We start from the raw sequence: 17,891 nt of genomic DNA, 5'->3' as shown, positions 1-17,891 counted from the left end.
CGGCTGATTTGGCGTTGGTAGCCCGGCTGTGCAACGCGCGAGCCGGGGACATGTCGGATGACGATATGCCCCCGTTCAGACAGCAGACAGTTACGCCGGTCAGCCATGACTAAACAAACGCGGCGCACGCTCGCTGTCGCCGCGTTTCATCACCCGATCCAGTACTTCAGCCTCCAGCTCGGCCAGCTTCGCCGAACCGGTGCGCCGCGGTCGCGGGATATCCACGCTTAAATCGAGGCCAATCTTCTTCTCTTCAATTAACAGCACCCGATCGGCCATGGCCACCGCTTCACTGACGTCGTGCGTGACCAGCAGGACCGTAAAGCCATGCTCCTGCCACAGGGAGACGATCAGCTCCTGCATCTCCAGACGGGTGAGGGCATCCAGCGCCCCCAGCGGTTCGTCCAGCAGCAGCAGGCGCGGGCGATGGATCAGCGCGCGGGCCAGCGCAACGCGCTGCTTCTGCCCACCCGACAGCGCGGCCGGCCACTCCTGTGCGCGGCTTTCAAGTCCGACGCTGGCCAACGCCTGCAGGGCGGCGTCGCGCCAGGCGCCTTTTAGCCCCAGCCCCACGTTATCAATCACTGTTTTCCACGGCAGCAGGCGCGCATCCTGAAACATCATCCGGGTGTCGTCCTGGATCGCCGCCAGGGGCGTCGCGCCCGCCAGCAGCTCGCCGGCGTTTGGTTTTTCCAGACCTGCCAGCAGGCGCAGCAGGGTACTTTTGCCGCCGCCGCTGCGGCCCACCACCGCCACAAACTGGCCGCTGGGAATATGCAGATCCAGCTCGTTAAGAATGGTGTTGTCGCCATAGCGTTTCGTCACCCCGTTCAGCAGCAGCGGGATACCTGGGTTGAGACGGGCAGTGTTCATGCGTTAGCCTCCTGAAGATGATACGCCGGATTCCAGCACAGCCAGAGCCGTTCCAGCAGCTGGGCGCAGACGTCGGCCAGTTTGCCAAGGATGGCGTAAAGAATGATCGCCACTACCACCACGTCGGTTTGCAGAAATTCACGCGCGTTCATCGCCAGATAACCGATGCCGGCATTCGCCGAGATAGTTTCGGCGACAATAAGCGTCAGCCACATCAGACCAAGGGCAAAACGCACGCCGACCATAACTGAGGGCAGGGCGCCGGGTAATATCACGTGACGGAACAGGGCGAAGCCGGATAAGCCATAGCTGCGCGCCATCTCAACCAGCCCACGGTCAATATTGCGGATCCCGTGCCAGGTGTTGATATAGATCGGGAACAGGGTGCCCAGCGAGACAAGGAAGATCTTGGCGGTCTCATCGATGCCGAACCACAAGATCACCAGCGGGATCAGCGCCAGATGCGGGACATTGCGCAGCATCTGGATCGAGGTATCCAGCAGACGCTCGCCCCAGCGAGACAGGCCGCTGATCAGGCCGAGTATTAGCCCGATCGAGCCGCCGATGGCGAAGCCGACCAGCGCCCGCCATGAGCTGATGGCCAGATGCTGCCACAGCTCACCGCTGGCCGAGAGGGTCCAGAACGCTTTCAATACCCCCTCCGGCGAGGGCAGCACCCGCGTCGACAGCCAGCCGACGGACGAGGCCAGCTGCCAGGCAATGACCGTCCCTACCGGCAGCAGCCAGGGGGCGAGGCGTAACAACAGGGGATGGGTTGATTTTGCCATCACGGTCTCCTCAGCTTTGCGCTACTTTACGCGGAATAAACTCGTTGGCGACCGCTTCCCCCTGCAGGCGCAGGTTTTGCGGCTGCGGGATGGACGGCACCGCGACGTCAAGCAAGGGGAACAGCAGCTCTCCGACCCGGTACGCCTCTTCCAGATGCGGATAGCCGGAAAAGATAAAGCTATCGATACCCAGCGCGGCGTATTCATTGATCCTTTCGGCAACGGTGGCGGCATCGCCCACCAGCGCGGTCCCGGCGCCGCCGCGCGCTAAACCCACGCCAGCCCACAGGTTGGGGCTGATTTCCAGCTTATCGCGTCGCCCGTTGTGCAGGGCCGCCATCCTTTGCTGGCCGACGGAGTCGGTTCTGGCGAAAGCCGCCTGGGCGCGGGCGATCGTCTCGTCGTCAAGATGGGAGATAAGGCTGTCCGCCGCCTGCCACGCTTCCTCGTTGGTTTCCCTGACGATCACGTGCAGACGGATGCCAAAACGCACCTGGCGACCATGCCGGGCGGCTTTCTCTCGCACCTGAGCTATTTTCTCTGCCACCTGGGCCGGCGGTTCTCCCCAGGTAAGATAAAGATCGACCTGCTCAGCGGCCAGCTCCTGCGCCACCTCAGACGAGCCGCCGAAATAGAGCGGTGGACGCGGCTGCTGCAGTGGCGGAAACAGCAGTTTGGCGTCGCGAACGCGCTGATGCTTGCCGTTAAAGGTGACGGTTTCCCCCTCCATCAGCTTGCGCCAGATGTGGGTAAATTCAGCCGAGGCCTCATAGCGCTCGGTGTGGTCGAGGAAGACGCCGTCGCCTGCCAGTTCGGCAGGATCGCTGCCGGTGACCAGATTGAACAGCGCCCGGCCGTTTGACAGCCGGTCCAGGGTCGCCGCCTGACGCGCGGCCACCGTCGGCGATACCACGCTTGGCCTGAGGGCGACAAGGAACTTCAGCCGCTGCGTCACCGGGATCATTGAGGCCGCGACCAGCCACGCATCCTCACAAGAGCGTCCGGTCGGGATCAGCACGCCGGTGAAGCCCAGCCGATCCGCCGTCTGCGCGATTTGCTGCAGATAGCCATAATCGACCGGACGGGCACCCTCTTCGGTACCCAGATAACGACCATCACCATGGGTCGGTAAAAACCAGAACATATTCAGACTCATGATTTCGCTCCTTGTGTGGCGGTGGGCTGCCAGATGCGGGCCCGGATATCAACTTTTTTTGGCACCAGCTTGTTCTCGTAGAACAGGTCTGCCGTCTGCTGCTGGCGAGCGGCGGTTTCGGCGCTCACCGGGGTAACCGCGGTGGGGGGACGATGGTCCAGATAGCTGGCGATCACCGCCTCCGGTAAGCCCATCGTTTTCGCCAGCAGCGTAATGCTTTGCGCGCGTTGGCTGTGGGTCAGGGCATCGGCCTGAGTAAAGGTGTCGAGTACGCCTTCAATGAAAGCGCCATTGCGTTCAGCGTAGGGCCGGGAAGCAAGATAGAAGGATCCCGTCTGTTTCAGATCGGTTCCGTCAGTGAGTACCCGGGCGCCGCCCTGCAGCAGCGCGGCGGAGTAGTACGGATCCCAGATGGCCCATGCGTCGACATTGCCCTGCTGGAAGGCGGCGCGCGCATCGGCGGGAGCAAGGTAAACCGGCTGAATATCGCTAAATTTCAGACCTGCGAGCTGCAGGGCGCGCAGCAGCAGATTGTGGGAGCTGGAGCCTTTCTGGAAAGCGACCTTTTTCCCTTTTAACTCAGCAACGTTATGAATCGGGCTGCCCTGCGCCACCAGGATCACCTCCGCCTTGGGCTTGGGCGGCTCCGCGCCGATATAGGCCAAATCGGCGCCTGCCGCCTGGGCAAAGATAGGCGGAATATCGCCGGTACTGCCGATATCAATGCTGCCGACGTTCAGCGCCTCCAGCATCTGCGGACCGGCCGGGAACTCAATCCACGAGATATGGGTTTGCGGATAGCGCTGCTCCAGCAGCTGATGGCTCTTCGCCAGCACCATGCTGACGCTGCCTTTCTGGTAGCCGATGCGCAGAGCGTCAGGCGCCGCCGGGGCGGCGTGACCCAGCGTAGAGAATAGCAGCAGTCCGCCCAGAGTCAGGGCGCGGAGAGGATTAAGCATGCTCCACCCCACGCAGAGATGTTAACGACGGCGCACGGCTGCTGGGGCGATGCAGCGCCTGCCAGAAGGTCTCCAGGGCGTCATCAAGGCGCCGCTGCAGATTCGCGGTAAACTGCGGCTTATGCTGGTAATCGGTCACCTGGCTGTCATCAGCGAAGACGCCATGGAGGATCTCCTGGGCCTTGAGGGCATTCAGCACTGGCTTCAGCGCGTAGTCCACCGCCAGCATGTGGGCGATGGTCCCGCCGGTGGCCAGCGGCAGCACAATTTTGCCCTCCAGCGCTCGCTCAGGCAGCAGGTCGAGCAGCGTTTTCAGCGCGCCGGAGAACGAGGCTTTATACACCGGCGTGGCGATGATCAGGCCATCAGCCCCGGCCAGCTGTTCATTGAGCGTCTGCAGCGCCGGGTTGTCAAAACGAGCGTACAGGAGGTCTTCCGGGGCAAAGTTCTGCAGATGCCAGTGGCAGACTTCGATATCGGCGGCGGTGAGCGTCTCTCTGGCGTATTCCAGCAAGGCGCTGGAACGGGAAGGGTAACGCGGGCTGCCCGCAAGCGTAATGACGCGCATCTCTCTCTCCTTATAACTAAATGTTTGCATTTATCTATAATTGATAACATTTATAGTGAGTGTGACAGAGGGCCATTATTTCCCTAAATGATTTATCCGCGGTTAGATAGCCGAAAAGCGCATAATGGCGCGCGGGGTAGGTAATCGTTTGCGCTGATGGGGGATTTTTTGTCGCAGGTCAATTCCCTTTCCGCAACAGATCGCACATAATACGCCCCCGGTTTGCACACCGGGAATCCAGGAGAGTTCATGTACTACCCCTTCGTTCGTAAAGCCCTTTTTCAGCTCGATCCTGAGCGCGCTCATGAAGTTACCTTTCAACAATTACGCCGTGTCACCGGGACGCCGCTGGAAATGCTGGTTCGCCAGAAGGTACCGGCCAGGCCTGTCACCTGCATGGGGCTAACCTTTAAAAACCCGCTGGGTCTGGCGGCCGGGCTGGATAAAAATGGGGAATGCATTGACGCGCTGGGCGCGATGGGGTTTGGTTCGATTGAGATCGGCACCGTGACGCCGCGTCCGCAGCCGGGCAACGATAAGCCAAGGATCTTCCGTCTGGTTGATGCCGAGGGATTGATCAACCGCATGGGCTTTAATAACCATGGCGTCGATAACCTGGTTGAGAACGTGAAAAAGGCGCATTTTGACGGCGTGCTGGGTATCAATATCGGCAAAAATAAAGATACGCCGGTTGAGCACGGGAAAGATGATTACCTGATTTGTATGGAAAAAGTCTATCCGTACGCCGGGTATATCGCCATTAATATCTCCTCGCCGAATACCCCAGGGCTGCGCACGCTGCAATACGGCGAAGCGCTGGATGATTTACTCTCCGGTATTAAAAATAAGCAGCTCGAGCTGCAGCAGAAGCATCAAAAATATGTCCCGGTCGCCGTAAAGATCGCGCCGGATCTTTTGCCTGAGGAATTGATCCAGGTTGCCGATAGCCTTGTGCGTCATAATATTGATGGCGTGATTGCAACCAATACCACCCTCGATCGTTCCCTGGTTCAGGGAATGAAACATTGCGATGAGACCGGCGGGCTTAGCGGTCGTCCATTACAATTAAAAAGCACTGAAATTATCCGTATGCTCTCCGCTGAGCTGAATGGCCGTTTGCCTATCATCGGCGTGGGCGGCATTGATTCGGTGATTGCCGCGCGGGAAAAGATTGCCGCCGGGGCATCGCTGGTGCAGATCTATTCTGGATTTATTTTTAAAGGTCCGCCGCTGATTAAAGAAATTGTTACCCACATCTAATCTTTTCCTCCTCTGAATCCCACCCAGGGCTTTATTTCCGGCCCTGGTTGTTTTATATTCCCTCACTGTTGCTTATTTAAACATTTTAGACTTTTCTTAATTTTAGAAAATATTCTGCGGTAAGTCGCAACAACTTTGCAGAGGCGTATGAAAGGGGACAGGGGGAAAAATGCGGATTAAACCTGACGATAACTGGCGTTGGTATTACGATGAAGAGCACGACCGCATGATGCTCGATCTGGCCAATGGCATGTTATTTCGCTCGCGCTTCGCCCGGCGCATGCTGACTCCGGATGCCTTTGCCCCTTCGGGATTTTGCGTTGATGACGCCGCGCTCTATTTCTCTTTTGAAGAAAAATGTCGCGATCTCGAGCTATCGAAAGAGCAGCGGGCGGAATTAGTCCTTAACGCGCTCACCGCCATCCGTTTTCTCAAACCGCAGATGCCGAAAAGCTGGCACTTTATCGCCCATACCCATCACTGGCAGCCGAGCGGCGGCGACGCCGCCTGCGTTTGGCTGAGCGATACCGGCGAGCAGGTGAATTTACTGGTGGTGGAGCCGGGCGATAACGCCGCGCTCTGTCTGTTGGCTCAGCCGGGTCTCACCCTTGCCGGCCGCGTCATGCAGCTGGGCGATGTCATAAAAATCATGAATGACAGACTGCAGCCGGCGCAGAGCGCGGTCAGCTACAGTCTGGGGCAGGCGGTTTAAGGCGCCAAGCGTAGCGCTGTTTTCGGTACACAGCTGCAGGCGAGAATAGTGCCATCTCCGGCAACCGCGTTTTTCTTTAACGGACTCACTTCTCCTTCTTCCAGCCGGATGCGGCAGCTGCCGCAGATCCCCGCCCGACACGAATAGGGTACGCGAATGCCCTGTTGTTCCAGTTGCTCCAGCAGCACCTGCTGGTTATTGCCGGTAAACTGTTGACCCTGCCATTCGATGGCAACCGTAGCCTGCTGCTGCGCCTCGGGAGCCGGGGTATCGTCGCTTTCACCTGCCCCGTAGGCTTTCGCCGGGCCGCGGGTAAGGATTTCCACTTCATCTCCCACCCGGATCACCCCGCTGTTGCGGGCAATCAGGTTCTGGCCAAAATCGACATCGCCATTGTCCAGCGCGGTACGAAAACGCTTTAAGGTTTCCAGCGGCTCCCCGGCGGGATGCTTCTGACCGCGCTCCGGGCTGACGGTGGTAAAAATGCAGCGGCTGCACGGCTTAGCGACATCAAACACCACCTCGCCGATGCGGATCACTTTCCAGCTATCTTCATCCCAGGCCGCCGCGCCGGTGACCACAAGGTTAGGGCGAAACTGTTCTATGCTTACGCTGGCCGGGCAGCGCTGTTGCAGATCGCGCAGGGAGGCCTCGTTAGCCAGCAGGTAAGGGTAGCCGTCGGCGAAGGAGAGCGGCACCGCATCATGGCGCTTTACCCGGCGGGTTAGCTGCGGCCCCAGCCAGCGCAGCTGGACATCGCGCTTGAAAAAGCCGCTGAGCCACTGGTTAACGGCGGCGGGCGCGATGAGGGCGGTAAAATGGTTGCCCCAGACTTCGGTCGGCTCGGCCTGCGTGGCGAAATCGCTAAAACGCACCACGGCGCTGCTGCCGTCCGGTGCGGTCAGGTGAAGGCCATCATGCAGCGGCGCCGGAATAAATTTCACCATTTGCGGAAACTGGCGAGCGGTAATAAAGGTCCCGTCGGTTTCGGTGACCATAAACAGGCGATCGAAGGCCAGGCCGCTGATATCAGCAAAGGCGTGGGTCAGGCCTATGCCGCGCATGGATTTAACAGGATGAATAAAAAGTCGCGATAGCGTTACCATACGCTGCCTCCGGGTTCCAAAAATAAGCCTTTAACTTTATGACATAGGGCACATATTGGCTATAATGCGCACCAATTTTCTTTAAGTAAAAGTGACGATATGAATTCTCTGTTTGCCAGTACGGCTCGTGGGCTGGAAGAGCTGTTAAAAACTGAACTGGAAGGGCTTGGCGCGACGGACTGCCAGGTAGTCCAGGGCGGGGTCCATTTTCAGGGGGATACGCGCCTGCTGTATCAAAGCCTGATGTGGAGCCGGCTGGCTTCGCGCATCATGCTGCCGCTGGGCGAATGTCGCGTATACAGCGATCTGGATCTGTACCTCGGCGTACAGGCCATTCCGTGGACGGAGATGTTCAACCCTGGCGCCACCTTCGCGGTGCATTTTAGCGGCGTCAATGACGAGATCCGTAACAGCCAGTACGGCGCGCTGAAGGTTAAAGACGCCATTGTCGACAGCTTCACCCGTAAGAATCTACCGCGCCCGAACGTCGATCGTGAGTCGCCCGATCTGCGGATCAACGTCTGGCTGAACAAAGAGACGGCGCACATCTCGCTGGATCTGAGCGGCGAAGGCCTGCACCTGCGCGGCTATCGCGATGGTACCGGAATGGCGCCGATCAAAGAAAACCTCGCGGCGGCGATCGTCATGCGCTCTGGCTGGGTACCAGGTACGCCGCTGCTCGATCCGATGTGCGGCTCCGGTACCCTGCTGATTGAAGCGGCGATGCTGGCGACCGACCGCGCGCCGGGCCTGCACCGCGGCCACTGGGGCTTTGGCGGCTGGGCGCAGCACGATGACGCCATCTGGAAAGAGGTGAAGGCGGAAGCGCAAACACGCGCTCGTCAGGGATTGGCAGCGTATGAGTCACGCTTCTACGGCTCAGACGTCGACGCGCGCGTAATCGAGCGCGCGCGCCGCAACGCCCGCCGCGCCGGCATTGGCGAGCTGATCGATTTTGACGTGAAAGACGTCGCCCAACTGAACAACCCGCTGCCGAAAGGCCCGTACGGGACGGTGATCAGTAACCCGCCGTACGGCGAACGTCTGGAAAGCGAGCCAGCGCTGATCGCTCTGCACAGCCTGCTTGGCCGGATAATGAAAAGTCAGTTCGGCGGCTGGAACCTGTCGGTATTCAGCGCTTCGCCGGAGCTGCTGAGTTGCCTGCAGCTGCGTGCCGACAAGCAGTTTAAAGCCAAGAACGGCCCGCTGGACTGCGTGCAGAAGAATTATCACCTGGCGGAGAGCGAAGGCGGCAAGCCGGCGATGCTGGCGGAGGATTTTGCTAACCGTCTGCGTAAGAACTTGAAGAAGTTTGAAAAATGGGCCCGCCAGGAAGGAATCGAATGCTATCGCCTGTACGATGCTGATCTACCGGAATACAACGTGGCCATTGACCGCTATGCCGACTGGGTGGTGGTCCAGGAGTATGCCCCGCCGAAAACCGTCGACGCGCATAAGGCGCGCCAGCGTCTGTTCGACATCATCGCTGCGACTATCGCCGTACTGGACATGGCGCCTAACAAGCTGGTGCTGAAAACCCGTGAACGGCAGAAGGGGAAAAACCAGTATCAGAAGATGGCGGAGAAGGGCGACTTTATTGAGGTACAGGAGTATAACGCGCGCCTGTGGGTCAACCTCACCGACTACCTGGATACCGGTCTGTTCCTCGACCACCGTATCGCCCGTCGCATGCTCGGCCAGATGAGTAAAGGTAAGGACTTCCTGAACCTGTTCTCCTATACCGGCAGCGCCAGCGTCCACGCAGGCCTCGGCGGTGCACGATCCACCACCACGGTGGATATGTCACGCACCTACCTGGAGTGGGCGGAACGCAACCTGCGTCTCAATGGCCTGACCGGCCGCGCGCATCGCCTGATGCAGGCGGACGTGCTGGGTTGGCTGCGGGAGAGCACCGAGCAGTTCGATCTGATCTTTATCGATCCGCCGACCTTTTCCAACTCCAAACGAATGGAAGATGCGTTTGACGTCCAGCGCGATCACATTCGCCTGATGACCGATCTAAAACGTCTGCTGCGTAAAGGCGGCACCATTATGTTCTCGAATAACAAACGCGGTTTCCGTATGGATCATGACGGGCTGGCGGCGCTTGGCCTGAAGGCGCAAGAGATTTCGCAAAAAACGCTGTCGCAGGATTTTGCCCGCAACCGTCAGATCCACAACTGCTGGCTGATTACCGCAGCCTGAAAGGAATAAATAATGTCACTGATTAGTATGCACGGCGCCTGGCTTTCCTTCAGCGATGCGCCGCTGCTGGATAATGCCGAGCTGCATATTGAAGATAACGAACGCGTCTGCCTCGTCGGACGCAACGGCGCCGGTAAATCTACCCTGATGAAGATCCTCAACCGCGAGCAGGGGCTGGATGACGGACGCATCATTTATGAACAGGACCTGATCGTGGCGCGTCTGCAGCAGGATCCGCCGCGGAACGTTGCTGGTACGGTGTACGATTTTGTCGCCGAAGGGATCGCCGAGCAGGCGGCTTATCTGAAAGCCTACCATGACGTGTCGCATCAGGTGATGACCGATCCGAGCGACAAAAATTTAAATGAACTGGCGCGCCTGCAGGAGCAGCTCGATAACCTGGGACTATGGCAGCTGGACAGCCGCATTAACGAAGTGATTGAGCAGCTGGGCCTTGACGCCAATGCGCAGCTGGCGTCGCTGTCCGGCGGCTGGCTACGTAAAGCGGCGCTGGGCCGCGCCCTGGTCAGTGGGCCGCGCGTGCTGCTGCTGGATGAGCCCACTAACCACCTCGATATCGAAACCATCGACTGGCTGGAAGGTTTCCTGAAAACCTTTAAAGGCACGATTATCTTTATTTCGCATGACCGTTCCTTTATCCGCAATATGGCGACGCGCATTGTCGACCTCGATCGTGGCAAGCTGGTGACCTATCCGGGAAATTACGATCAGTATCTCCTCGATAAAGAAGAAGCCCTGCGGGTCGAAGAACTGCAGAATGCGGAATTTGACCGCAAGCTGGCCCAGGAAGAGGTGTGGATCCGTCAGGGTATCAAAGCGCGCCGGACCCGTAACGAAGGCCGAGTCCGCGCGCTGAAGGCGATGCGCCGCGAGCGCGGTGAGCGTCGGGAAGTGATGGGCAGCGCGAAGATGCAGGTTGAGGAGGCTTCCCGTTCCGGCAAAATCGTCTTTGAGATGGAAAACGTCAACTATCAGGTTGACGGCAAAGTGCTGGTGAAGGATTTCTCCGCACAGATCCAGCGCGGCGACAAGATCGCCCTGATCGGCCCCAACGGCTGCGGGAAAACCACGTTGCTGAAGCTGATGCTCGGCCAGCTGCAGGCCGACAGCGGGCGGATCCATGTTGGCACCAAGCTGGAGGTCGCCTACTTCGACCAGCACCGCGCGGAGTTGGATCCGGATAAAACGGTGATGGACAACCTGGCGGAAGGCAAACAGGAGGTAATGGTTAACGGTAAGCCACGTCATGTGCTGGGTTATCTACAGGACTTCCTGTTCCATCCAAAACGAGCGATGACCCCGGTACGTGCGCTTTCCGGAGGGGAACGTAACCGCCTGCTGCTGGCCCGGCTGTTCCTGAAACCCAGCAATCTGCTGATCCTTGATGAACCGACTAACGACCTCGATGTTGAAACGCTGGAGCTGCTGGAAGAGCTGATCGATGGCTATCAGGGGACCGTGATGCTGGTGAGCCACGATCGTCAGTTTGTCGACAATACCGTGACCGAGTGCTGGATCTTCGAAGGCGGCGGTCGTATTGGCCAGTACGTCGGCGGCTATCACGACGCCCGCGGTCAGCAGGCCCAGTCTTTGGCGCAAAAGCAGACGGTCGTTAAAAAAACGACGGAAGTCGCTCAGCCAAAAGCAGAAACTGTCAAACGCGGCGGGAACAAACTAAGCTATAACCTGCAGCGCGAGCTGGAACAACTGCCGCAGAAGCTGGAGGCTCTCGAGGCCGAACTGCAGACGCTGCAGGATCAGGTTGCCGATCCCGATTTCTTCGGGCAACCGCACGATCGCACGCAGCAGGTGCTGGCGCAGCTGGCCGAAGCGGAGCAGGCGCTGGAAGCGGCCTTTGAACGCTGGGAATATCTCGAAGGATTAAAGAACGGCGCCTGAGCCGAGGAGTTGTCATGTGCGATCATCATCATGCTGCGCGACATATTCTATGTCCCCAATGTGATTTGCTGGTGGCTTTGCCGCAGCTTGAGCATCGCCAGAAAGCCGCCTGCCCGCGCTGCGGTACAACGTTAACCACCACGTGGGACGCGCCTCGCCAGCGTCCCACGGCGTATGCGCTGGTCGCGCTGTTTATGCTGCTGCTGGCCAACCTGTTCCCTTTTATCTATATGAAAGTGGGCGGCATCAGTAGCGAAATAGAGCTGCTGGAAATTCCCAACGTACTGTTTACCGAGGATTACGCCAGTCTCGGGACTTTCTTTTTACTCTTTGTTCAATTAGTGCCGGCGTTTTGCCTGGTCACCATTTTGCTGCTGGTTAATCGGGTCAGAATGCCTGCCGGCCTGAAGACGTTCCTTGCGCGAATTCTCTTTCAACTGAAAACCTGGGGCATGGCGGAGATCTTTCTTGCCGGCGTACTGGTGAGCTTCGTCAAGCTGATGGCCTACGGTGATATCGGCATCGGTCTGAGCTTTGTTCCCTGGTGTATGTTTTGCCTGCTGCAGTTACGTACTTTTCAGTGCGTCGACCGCCGCTGGCTATGGGATGATATTGCCCCCATGCCGGCCATTACCCAGCCGCTGAAGGTCGGGGTGACCGGTATCCGTCAGGGGCTGCGCTCCTGTGCCTGCTGTACGGCGGTGTTGCCGGTCGATCAGACCGTCTGCCCGCGCTGTAACAGTAAAGGAACGGCGCGGCGCAAAAATAGCCTGCAGTGGACGCTGGCGCTGCTGGTGACGTCATTTATCCTTTATCTCCCTGCCAACATTATGCCGATCATGATCACCGATCTGCTGGGCGATAAAATGCCATCGACCATTATGGCCGGGGTGATTTTACTGTGGAGCGAAGGTTCTTATCCGGTGGCGCTGGTGATCTTTATCGCCAGTATTATGGTGCCGACGCTGAAGATGATCGCTATCGCCTGGTTGTGCTGGAACGCCAACGGCAACGGCGCACGAGATTCGGAGCGCATGCATCTGATCTATGAGGTGGTGGAATTTGTTGGCCGCTGGTCAATGATTGACGTTTTTGTCATCGCCGTGCTCTCTGCGCTGGTCCGCATGGGAGGGTTAATGAATATCTATCCAGCCATCGGCGCGGTCATGTTTGCGCTGGTGGTGGTGATGACCATGTTTTCAGCCATGACATTTGATCCCCGTTTACTGTGGGATCGTGAGCCAGATTCAAGCCATGAGGAAATACAACAACATGGAAAATAAGAGCGGAGAAGCGAAAGTGCAGAAGGTGAAGAACTGGTCACCGGTGTGGATCTTCCCTATCGTCACTGCGCTGATCGGGGCATGGATCCTGTTTTATCATTACAGCCATCAGGGGCCTGAGGTCACGCTGATCACCACCAATGCGGAAGGGATTGAAGGGGGAAAAACCCGGATCAAGAGCCGCAGCGTAGACGTTGGGGTGGTGGAGAGCGCGACGCTGACCGACGATCTCACCCACGTGGAAATCAAAGCCCGCCTCAATTCCGGGATGCAGAAGCTGCTGCACAACGATTCCGTCTTCTGGGTGGTAAAGCCGCAGGTTGGGCGCGAGGGGATCAGCGGTCTTGGGACATTGTTGTCCGGGGCCTATATTGAACTGCAGCCGGGAACGAAAGGTTCGGTGCCAGCGCAGTATCCGCTACTGGATTCTCCGCCGCTGGCCTCGCCGGATGCCAAGGGGATCCGTATTCTGCTGGAAAGCAGCAAGGCGGGCCAGCTGTCGCCGGGCGATCCGGTGTTGTTCCGCGGCTATCGCGTGGGGTCAGTGGAAACCAGCACCTTCGACACGCAGAAACGTCGTATAACTTACCAGCTGTTCATCAATGCGCCGAACGATCGCCTGGTGACCACCAACGTTCGTTTCTGGAAAGACAGCGGGATCGCTGTAGATTTGACCTCGGCGGGGATGCGCGTCGAGATGGGCTCGCTGTCGACGCTGTTTGGCGGCGGGGTGAGCTTCGATATTCCTGAAGGACTGGACCTCGGCGAGCCGGTGGCGAATAAAACGGAATACCATCTGTTTGACGATCAAAAGAGCATTCAGGATTCAGTCTTTACCGAGCATATCGATTACGTCATGTTCTTCAAAGACTCGGTTCGCGGCCTGCAGCCGGGCGCGCCGGTGGAGTTCCGCGGTATCCGTCTGGGCACCGTCGGCAAAGTGCCGTTCTTTATTCCGGGGCTGAAGCAGCGTTTGAACGATGACTATCGTATTCCAGTGGAAGTGCGGGTTGAACCGCAACGGCTGATTAATCAGCTTGGCGGTGATCCGAATATTCGCGCCCACATTGACGATCTGATCAACCGCGGACTGCGCGGCTCGCTGAAAACCGGTAACCTGGTGACCGGCGCGCTGTATATCGATCTCGACTTCTATCCGAAGGCGCCCCCGCGCGGGAAAATACAGGAGTTTAACGGCTATCCGATTATCCCGACCATCAGCGGTGGACTGGCACAGATCCAGCAGCGTCTGATGGATGCGCTGGATAAGATTAATAACCTGCCGATTAATCCGCTGCTGGAGCAGGCGACCAGCACCCTGGCGCAGAGCGAGAAGACGATGCAGCACGTGCAGACCACGCTGGATAATCTGAATAAGATCACCTCCAGCCAGTCAATGCAGCAGCTGCCCGCCGATATGCAGACGACGCTGCGTGAACTGAACCGTAGCATGCAGGGCTTCCAGCCGGGCTCTGCGGCCTACAATAAGATGGTGGCCGATATGCAGCGTCTGGATCAGGTGCTGCGTGAGCTGCAGCCGGTTCTGAAAACGCTAAATGATAAGAGCAATGCGCTGGTATTTGAGGCGAAGGATAAAAAAGATCCACAGCCGAAGGGAGCGAAATAATGAAAAAATGGTTACTGGCGGCAGCCGTATGCGTACTGACGGCGTGCAGTAGCGGCGGGGAAAGCAAGACATACTATCAGCTACCGGTTGTGCAGGGCGGCGCGCAGAGCGCCGCCAGTCAGGGGGCACGTCTGCTGTGGGTAGAGCAGGTCAGCATCCCGGATTATCTGGCGGGTAACGGGGTGGTCTATCAGACCACCGACGTGCAGTATGTGATCGCCAATAATAATCTGTGGGCCAGTCCGCTGGATCAGCAGCTGCGCACTACGCTGGTGGCAAATCTCAGCCAGCAGTTGCCCGGCTGGGTAGTGTCGTCCCAGCCGCTGGGGAGCGAGCAGGATACCCTCAACGTTGCGGTCAATGGCTTTCATGGTCGCTATGACGGGCGGGTTATCGTTAGCGGTGAGTGGCTGCTGAAGCATCAGGGACAGCTGATTAAGCGCCCGTTTAACATCGTCCTCAGGCAGGAACAGGATGGTTATGACGCGATGGTCAAGACCCTGGCGCAGGCGTGGAGCCAGGAGGCGGCTGCCATTGCCAGCGAGCTTAATCGTCTGCCATAAGTAAAATTCATCATAATGACCTGCCGCGCGGTTCACCTGGGCCGCGCGGCATTTTTTTTGCCAGGTCAGTTCGTTACCGGCGGCTACGCCGAGCGAACAAAAAATGAACTCTTATATAGGTCACAAATATGACACTGGCGTGAATTTTGCGCATTGACGTTGCCTTCTTTTCGCGGTATTCGTAACCCGTGGCTGCACAATTTGCGACCACTGTTTTCTTTTCCACCAGATCAAAGAATGAGGGAAACGAGGCATGAAGAGACAAAAACGAGATCGCCTGGAACGGGCACACCAACGCGGATATCAGGCGGGTATCGCGGGAAGATCGAAAGAAATGTGTCCATACCAGAGCCTGAATCAACGCTCATGGTGGCTGGGAGGCTGGCGAGAAGCCATGGAGGACAGGGTACTAACGGCCTGACACTGTCTCTTTAAAAAAGAAGCCTCCGCATAGCGGGGGCTTCGCCTTTTAATCGCTGCTGAATGTTATCAGAAAGCGGAAGTATCCTGGAACAGACCCACTTTCAGATCGTTCGCGGTGTAGATCAGACGATCGTCAACCAGCACTTCACCATCCGCAAGTCCCATAATCAGACGACGGTTAACAATGCGCTTGAAGTGGATACGGTAGGTGACTTTTTTCGCGGTCGGCAGAACCTGACCGGTAAATTTCACTTCGCCAACGCCCAGCGCGCGGCCTTTGCCTTCGCCGCCCAGCCAGCCAAGATAGAACCCGACCAGCTGCCACATAGCATCCAGGCCCAGGCAGCCCGGCATCACCGGATCGCCGATAAAGTGGCAACCGAAGAACCACAGGTCAGGATTGATGTCGAGTTCTGCCTCAACATAACCTTTATCGTAGTTACCACCGGTTTCGGTCATTTTGATGACGCGGTCCATCATCAGCATGTTTGGTGCCGGTAACTGCGGGCCTTTCGCGCCGAACAGTTCACCACGACCAGAGGCAAGAAGATCTTCTTTTGTATAGGATTCGCGTTTATCTACCATGTTTTCAGTAAGCCTTATTTTAAGTTCGGGACGCAGGATAGCTAACACGTGTAAGCTGAACAAGTCCGATCAGTTAGAACTTGTCCCACCTAACCAGCGTAGCGGCCACGGAAAACGATGGCGAGTCTCTTGCTGGGTCGCCTGCGCTATCCGCTCCTGAATGGTTTGTCGCAGCGTCTGTCCTTCACCGTCCCACATCAGCTGGGTCAACATCGGCAGCGCTTCGGTAATATCGTCAATGGCCCAGATAGCAAACTGGTTGTCGGCAACGGCCTGACGTAGCTCGTGGCTCAGGCTGAGATGACGAACGTTGGCGGCAGGGATAATCACTCCCTGTTTGCCGGTTAAACCGCGCTGCTGACAGATAGTGAAGAAGCCTTCAATTTTCTCGTTCAGGCCGCCGACCGGCTGCACGCGACCAAACTGGTCGACGGAGCCGGTGATCGCGATGCTCTGATTTATCGGTACATTGGCCAGGGCGCTGATTAAGGCGCAGAGTTCCGCCATGGAGGCACTGTCGCCATCCACTTCACTGTAAGACTGCTCAAAGGTCAGCGAAGCAGTGAAGGGAAGCTGCTGCTCCAGCTCCAGCTCGGACATCAGAAAAGCCTGCATGATCATCATGCCTTTCGCATGAATGTTACCGCCCAGCTCGGCTTTACGTTCGACGTCGATAAATTCGCCATCGCCAATGTGCACGACGCAGCTGATGCGTGAAGGTTCACCGAACGCGCGTGGATGACCGGGGAATTCGATCACCGACAGGGCGTTGATCTGCCCGACGCATTCGCCTTCGGTTTCAATCAGGATCTGTTCCTGCAGGATTTCATCCTGCATACGCTCCGCCAGGTAGCCTTCACGCCATACCCGGCGCGCCAGCATGGTCTGCATCGCTTCGCCGGTAATCTCCTCTCCTTCGCAGAAGGCGGCAGCCTCCCGCAGCTGGCGGGTTATCCATAGCGGACTGAGCGGCAGGGTCTCCTGGTCGCCGGTATAGCGCGTTCCCTCATCGATCAGCAGAGGCCAGGCATCGGCTGCCGGGCCCGGCAGCGCCAGCTGCTGCGCATTCTGCCATACCCACTGGCACCAGGCCTTTAGCGTGTCGGCGTCAGCAAACTGCAGAGTGTCTTCATACTCGCTATAGATCGCCTGCGCAGCCAGCTCCGGCTCCATTTCCTGGAAATCGGCCAGCGATTCGCGTTCGCCCACCAGGATGATTTTCAGACTCAGCGGCATAGAGGGAATGCTGACCGGCAGCGGACGCGATTCATCCATAGAAAGCCAGTCAAAGCGCTGACGAGTCACCATATTTTTCAGACGCACCCACAGCAGCGGTTGCGCCAGCAGTGTACGTAGCGAAAGCACAAGCACGCCGCCGTTGGCCTGATGGACCAGCCCAGGCTGGAGGGTGATTGCACCGTTAAACTGGCGTACGCAGCCAAACAGCTGTTCCGCTTCTACCCAATCGGCCATCACGACCGGGGCAGTGCTGGCGAAATTATCCTCAGCGCCCTGCGCCGGTGCGAGCGTCACCTGAGCGTCGGTTACCTCATAGCGGACGCCGTAAAGCGGTGCGGCAGGCTCGTGCAGAGTCCGGGTTTCAGCCGCCAGCCATTGCAGATATTCCGGCTCTTCAGGGGCTTTCACCAGCATGATGGAGGAGACTGCCGGCGTGTACAGCAGCTGCTCAAGCCCATAGAACAAACGCGGCTGCAGATCGCCCGAGAGGGAGGGGGCCGGATGGGAAAGTTCAGCTTGAGCAAACAGCGCCTGGTAAGCTTCCAGATCAGGCGCAAGGTCGGTTCGGGTCAGTTTCGTAATGGTCAAAGTCGCTGTTTTTTAGTTAGATGTAAAGCGCGCAAT

The 17,891-nt window shown here is 57.9% G+C and carries 15 protein-coding genes and 1 pseudogene; 8 read left to right on the top strand and 8 right to left on the bottom strand.

All coding sequences use genetic code 11. The features are described from left to right. Positions 1 to 99: 99 nt before the first annotated feature. From ssuB to ssuE, 5 genes and pseudogenes are all read right to left on the bottom strand, one after another. Positions 100 to 873, bottom strand: a complete 774-nt coding sequence (ssuB, locus tag AB1E37_RS16305; RefSeq protein ID WP_004150838.1) for an aliphatic sulfonates ABC transporter ATP-binding protein — start codon at positions 871 to 873, stop codon at positions 100 to 102. After that, positions 870 to 1,661, bottom strand: a complete 792-nt coding sequence (ssuC, locus tag AB1E37_RS16300; RefSeq protein WP_032447459.1) for an aliphatic sulfonate ABC transporter permease SsuC — start codon at positions 1,659 to 1,661, stop codon at positions 870 to 872. The genes ssuB and ssuC overlap by 4 nt, the downstream gene beginning before the upstream one ends. A gap of 10 nt (positions 1,662 to 1,671) precedes the next feature. After that, positions 1,672 to 2,817, bottom strand: a complete 1,146-nt coding sequence (gene ssuD / locus AB1E37_RS16295; RefSeq protein ID WP_002898293.1) for an FMNH2-dependent alkanesulfonate monooxygenase — start codon at positions 2,815 to 2,817, stop codon at positions 1,672 to 1,674. Continuing rightward, positions 2,777 to 3,776: pseudogene (locus AB1E37_RS16290) on the bottom strand (sulfonate ABC transporter substrate-binding protein). The gene ssuD and the pseudogene AB1E37_RS16290 overlap by 41 nt, the downstream one beginning before the upstream one ends. After that, positions 3,769 to 4,344, bottom strand: coding sequence for an NADPH-dependent FMN reductase (gene ssuE, locus AB1E37_RS16285; protein WP_002898296.1), 576 nt, complete (start codon positions 4,342 to 4,344; stop codon positions 3,769 to 3,771). Before ssuE ends, AB1E37_RS16290 begins: the two are co-directional and overlap by 8 nt. Positions 4,345 to 4,593: 249 nt before the next feature. Between ssuE and pyrD the strand changes: the two genes are divergently transcribed. Next, positions 4,594 to 5,604, top strand: a complete 1,011-nt coding sequence (gene pyrD / locus AB1E37_RS16280; protein ID WP_002898303.1) for a quinone-dependent dihydroorotate dehydrogenase — start codon at positions 4,594 to 4,596, stop codon at positions 5,602 to 5,604. A gap of 169 nt (positions 5,605 to 5,773) precedes the next feature. Next, positions 5,774 to 6,316, top strand: coding sequence for a cell division protein ZapC (gene zapC, locus AB1E37_RS16275; RefSeq protein ID WP_002898308.1), 543 nt, complete (start codon positions 5,774 to 5,776; stop codon positions 6,314 to 6,316). Here the strand turns inward: zapC and AB1E37_RS16270 are convergent. Then, the gene (locus AB1E37_RS16270; protein WP_002898310.1) at positions 6,313 to 7,422 is read right to left on the bottom strand and encodes a YcbX family protein; all 1,110 of its coding nucleotides are present in this window, start codon (positions 7,420 to 7,422) and stop codon (positions 6,313 to 6,315) included. The genes zapC and AB1E37_RS16270 overlap by 4 nt on opposite strands. A 99-nt stretch (positions 7,423 to 7,521) precedes the next feature. Here AB1E37_RS16270 and rlmKL point away from each other — a divergent pair, with 99 nt between their 5' ends. The 6 genes from rlmKL (at position 7,522) to rmf (ending at position 15,441) form a co-directional block, all read left to right on the top strand. Next, positions 7,522 to 9,627, top strand: a complete 2,106-nt coding sequence (gene rlmKL, locus AB1E37_RS16265) for a bifunctional 23S rRNA (guanine(2069)-N(7))-methyltransferase RlmK/23S rRNA (guanine(2445)-N(2))-methyltransferase RlmL (RefSeq protein ID WP_032447461.1) — start codon at positions 7,522 to 7,524, stop codon at positions 9,625 to 9,627. Positions 9,628 to 9,639: 12 nt separating this feature from the next. After that, a complete protein-coding gene (locus AB1E37_RS16260; protein WP_004147848.1) occupies positions 9,640 to 11,547 on the top strand; it encodes an ABC transporter ATP-binding protein in 1,908 nt (635 codons plus the stop codon). A gap of 14 nt (positions 11,548 to 11,561) precedes the next feature. After that, the gene (pqiA, locus tag AB1E37_RS16255) at positions 11,562 to 12,830 is read left to right on the top strand and encodes a membrane integrity-associated transporter subunit PqiA (RefSeq protein ID WP_004147849.1); all 1,269 of its coding nucleotides are present in this window, start codon (positions 11,562 to 11,564) and stop codon (positions 12,828 to 12,830) included. Beyond that, on the top strand, positions 12,820 to 14,457 hold the full coding sequence (pqiB, locus tag AB1E37_RS16250; RefSeq protein WP_002898390.1) for an intermembrane transport protein PqiB: 1,638 nt from the start codon (positions 12,820 to 12,822) through the stop codon (positions 14,455 to 14,457). The genes pqiA and pqiB overlap by 11 nt, the downstream gene beginning before the upstream one ends. Beyond that, positions 14,457 to 15,020: a membrane integrity-associated transporter subunit PqiC gene (gene pqiC, locus AB1E37_RS16245; protein ID WP_002898392.1), complete on the top strand. Its 564-nt coding sequence runs from the start codon at positions 14,457 to 14,459 to the stop codon at positions 15,018 to 15,020. Before pqiB ends, pqiC begins: the two co-directional genes overlap by 1 nt. A gap of 253 nt (positions 15,021 to 15,273) precedes the next feature. Further along, positions 15,274 to 15,441 (top strand): ribosome modulation factor, encoded by a 168-nt coding sequence (gene rmf / locus AB1E37_RS16240; RefSeq protein ID WP_002898396.1) that lies wholly within the window; start codon positions 15,274 to 15,276, stop codon positions 15,439 to 15,441. A 68-nt stretch (positions 15,442 to 15,509) separates the two neighbouring features. On the opposite strand, the gene fabA is transcribed toward rmf, so the two are convergent. Together fabA and AB1E37_RS16230 are read right to left on the bottom strand one after the other, a co-directional pair. Then, a complete protein-coding gene (gene fabA / locus AB1E37_RS16235; RefSeq protein ID WP_002898398.1) occupies positions 15,510 to 16,028 on the bottom strand; it encodes a bifunctional 3-hydroxydecanoyl-ACP dehydratase/trans-2-decenoyl-ACP isomerase in 519 nt (172 codons plus the stop codon). Positions 16,029 to 16,097: 69 nt separating this feature from the next. Then, a complete protein-coding gene (locus AB1E37_RS16230; protein WP_032414743.1) occupies positions 16,098 to 17,855 on the bottom strand; it encodes a Lon protease family protein in 1,758 nt (585 codons plus the stop codon). Positions 17,856 to 17,891 lie beyond the last annotated feature (36 nt).

The organism is Klebsiella sp. Shm-1 (assembly GCF_040804525.1).
Classification (GTDB): Bacteria; Pseudomonadota; Gammaproteobacteria; order Enterobacterales; family Enterobacteriaceae; genus Klebsiella; species Klebsiella pneumoniae.
Note: the sequence above shows the minus strand (reverse complement) of the source record. Positions and strands in the feature narration are given on the sequence as shown.

What these genes read in the sequence shown, in the direction of transcription:
- ssuE (WP_002898296.1), bottom strand. Translation starts at nt 4,344, where the DNA reads ATGCGCGTCATTACGCTTGCGGGCAGCCCGCGTTACCCTTCCCGTTCC.
- zapC (WP_002898308.1), top strand. Translation starts at nt 5,774, where the DNA reads ATGCGGATTAAACCTGACGATAACTGGCGTTGGTATTACGATGAAGAG.
- ssuB (WP_004150838.1), bottom strand. Translation starts at nt 873, where the DNA reads ATGAACACTGCCCGTCTCAACCCAGGTATCCCGCTGCTGCTGAACGGG.
- AB1E37_RS16270 (WP_002898310.1), bottom strand. Translation starts at nt 7,422, where the DNA reads ATGGTAACGCTATCGCGACTTTTTATTCATCCTGTTAAATCCATGCGC.
- rmf (WP_002898396.1), top strand. Translation starts at nt 15,274, where the DNA reads ATGAAGAGACAAAAACGAGATCGCCTGGAACGGGCACACCAACGCGGA.
- rlmKL (WP_032447461.1), top strand. Translation starts at nt 7,522, where the DNA reads ATGAATTCTCTGTTTGCCAGTACGGCTCGTGGGCTGGAAGAGCTGTTA.
- fabA (WP_002898398.1), bottom strand. Translation starts at nt 16,028, where the DNA reads ATGGTAGATAAACGCGAATCCTATACAAAAGAAGATCTTCTTGCCTCT.
- pqiA (WP_004147849.1), top strand. Translation starts at nt 11,562, where the DNA reads ATGTGCGATCATCATCATGCTGCGCGACATATTCTATGTCCCCAATGT.
- pqiC (WP_002898392.1), top strand. Translation starts at nt 14,457, where the DNA reads ATGAAAAAATGGTTACTGGCGGCAGCCGTATGCGTACTGACGGCGTGC.
- pqiB (WP_002898390.1), top strand. Translation starts at nt 12,820, where the DNA reads ATGGAAAATAAGAGCGGAGAAGCGAAAGTGCAGAAGGTGAAGAACTGG.
- ssuD (WP_002898293.1), bottom strand. Translation starts at nt 2,817, where the DNA reads ATGAGTCTGAATATGTTCTGGTTTTTACCGACCCATGGTGATGGTCGT.
- ssuC (WP_032447459.1), bottom strand. Translation starts at nt 1,661, where the DNA reads ATGGCAAAATCAACCCATCCCCTGTTGTTACGCCTCGCCCCCTGGCTG.
- pyrD (WP_002898303.1), top strand. Translation starts at nt 4,594, where the DNA reads ATGTACTACCCCTTCGTTCGTAAAGCCCTTTTTCAGCTCGATCCTGAG.
- AB1E37_RS16260 (WP_004147848.1), top strand. Translation starts at nt 9,640, where the DNA reads ATGTCACTGATTAGTATGCACGGCGCCTGGCTTTCCTTCAGCGATGCG.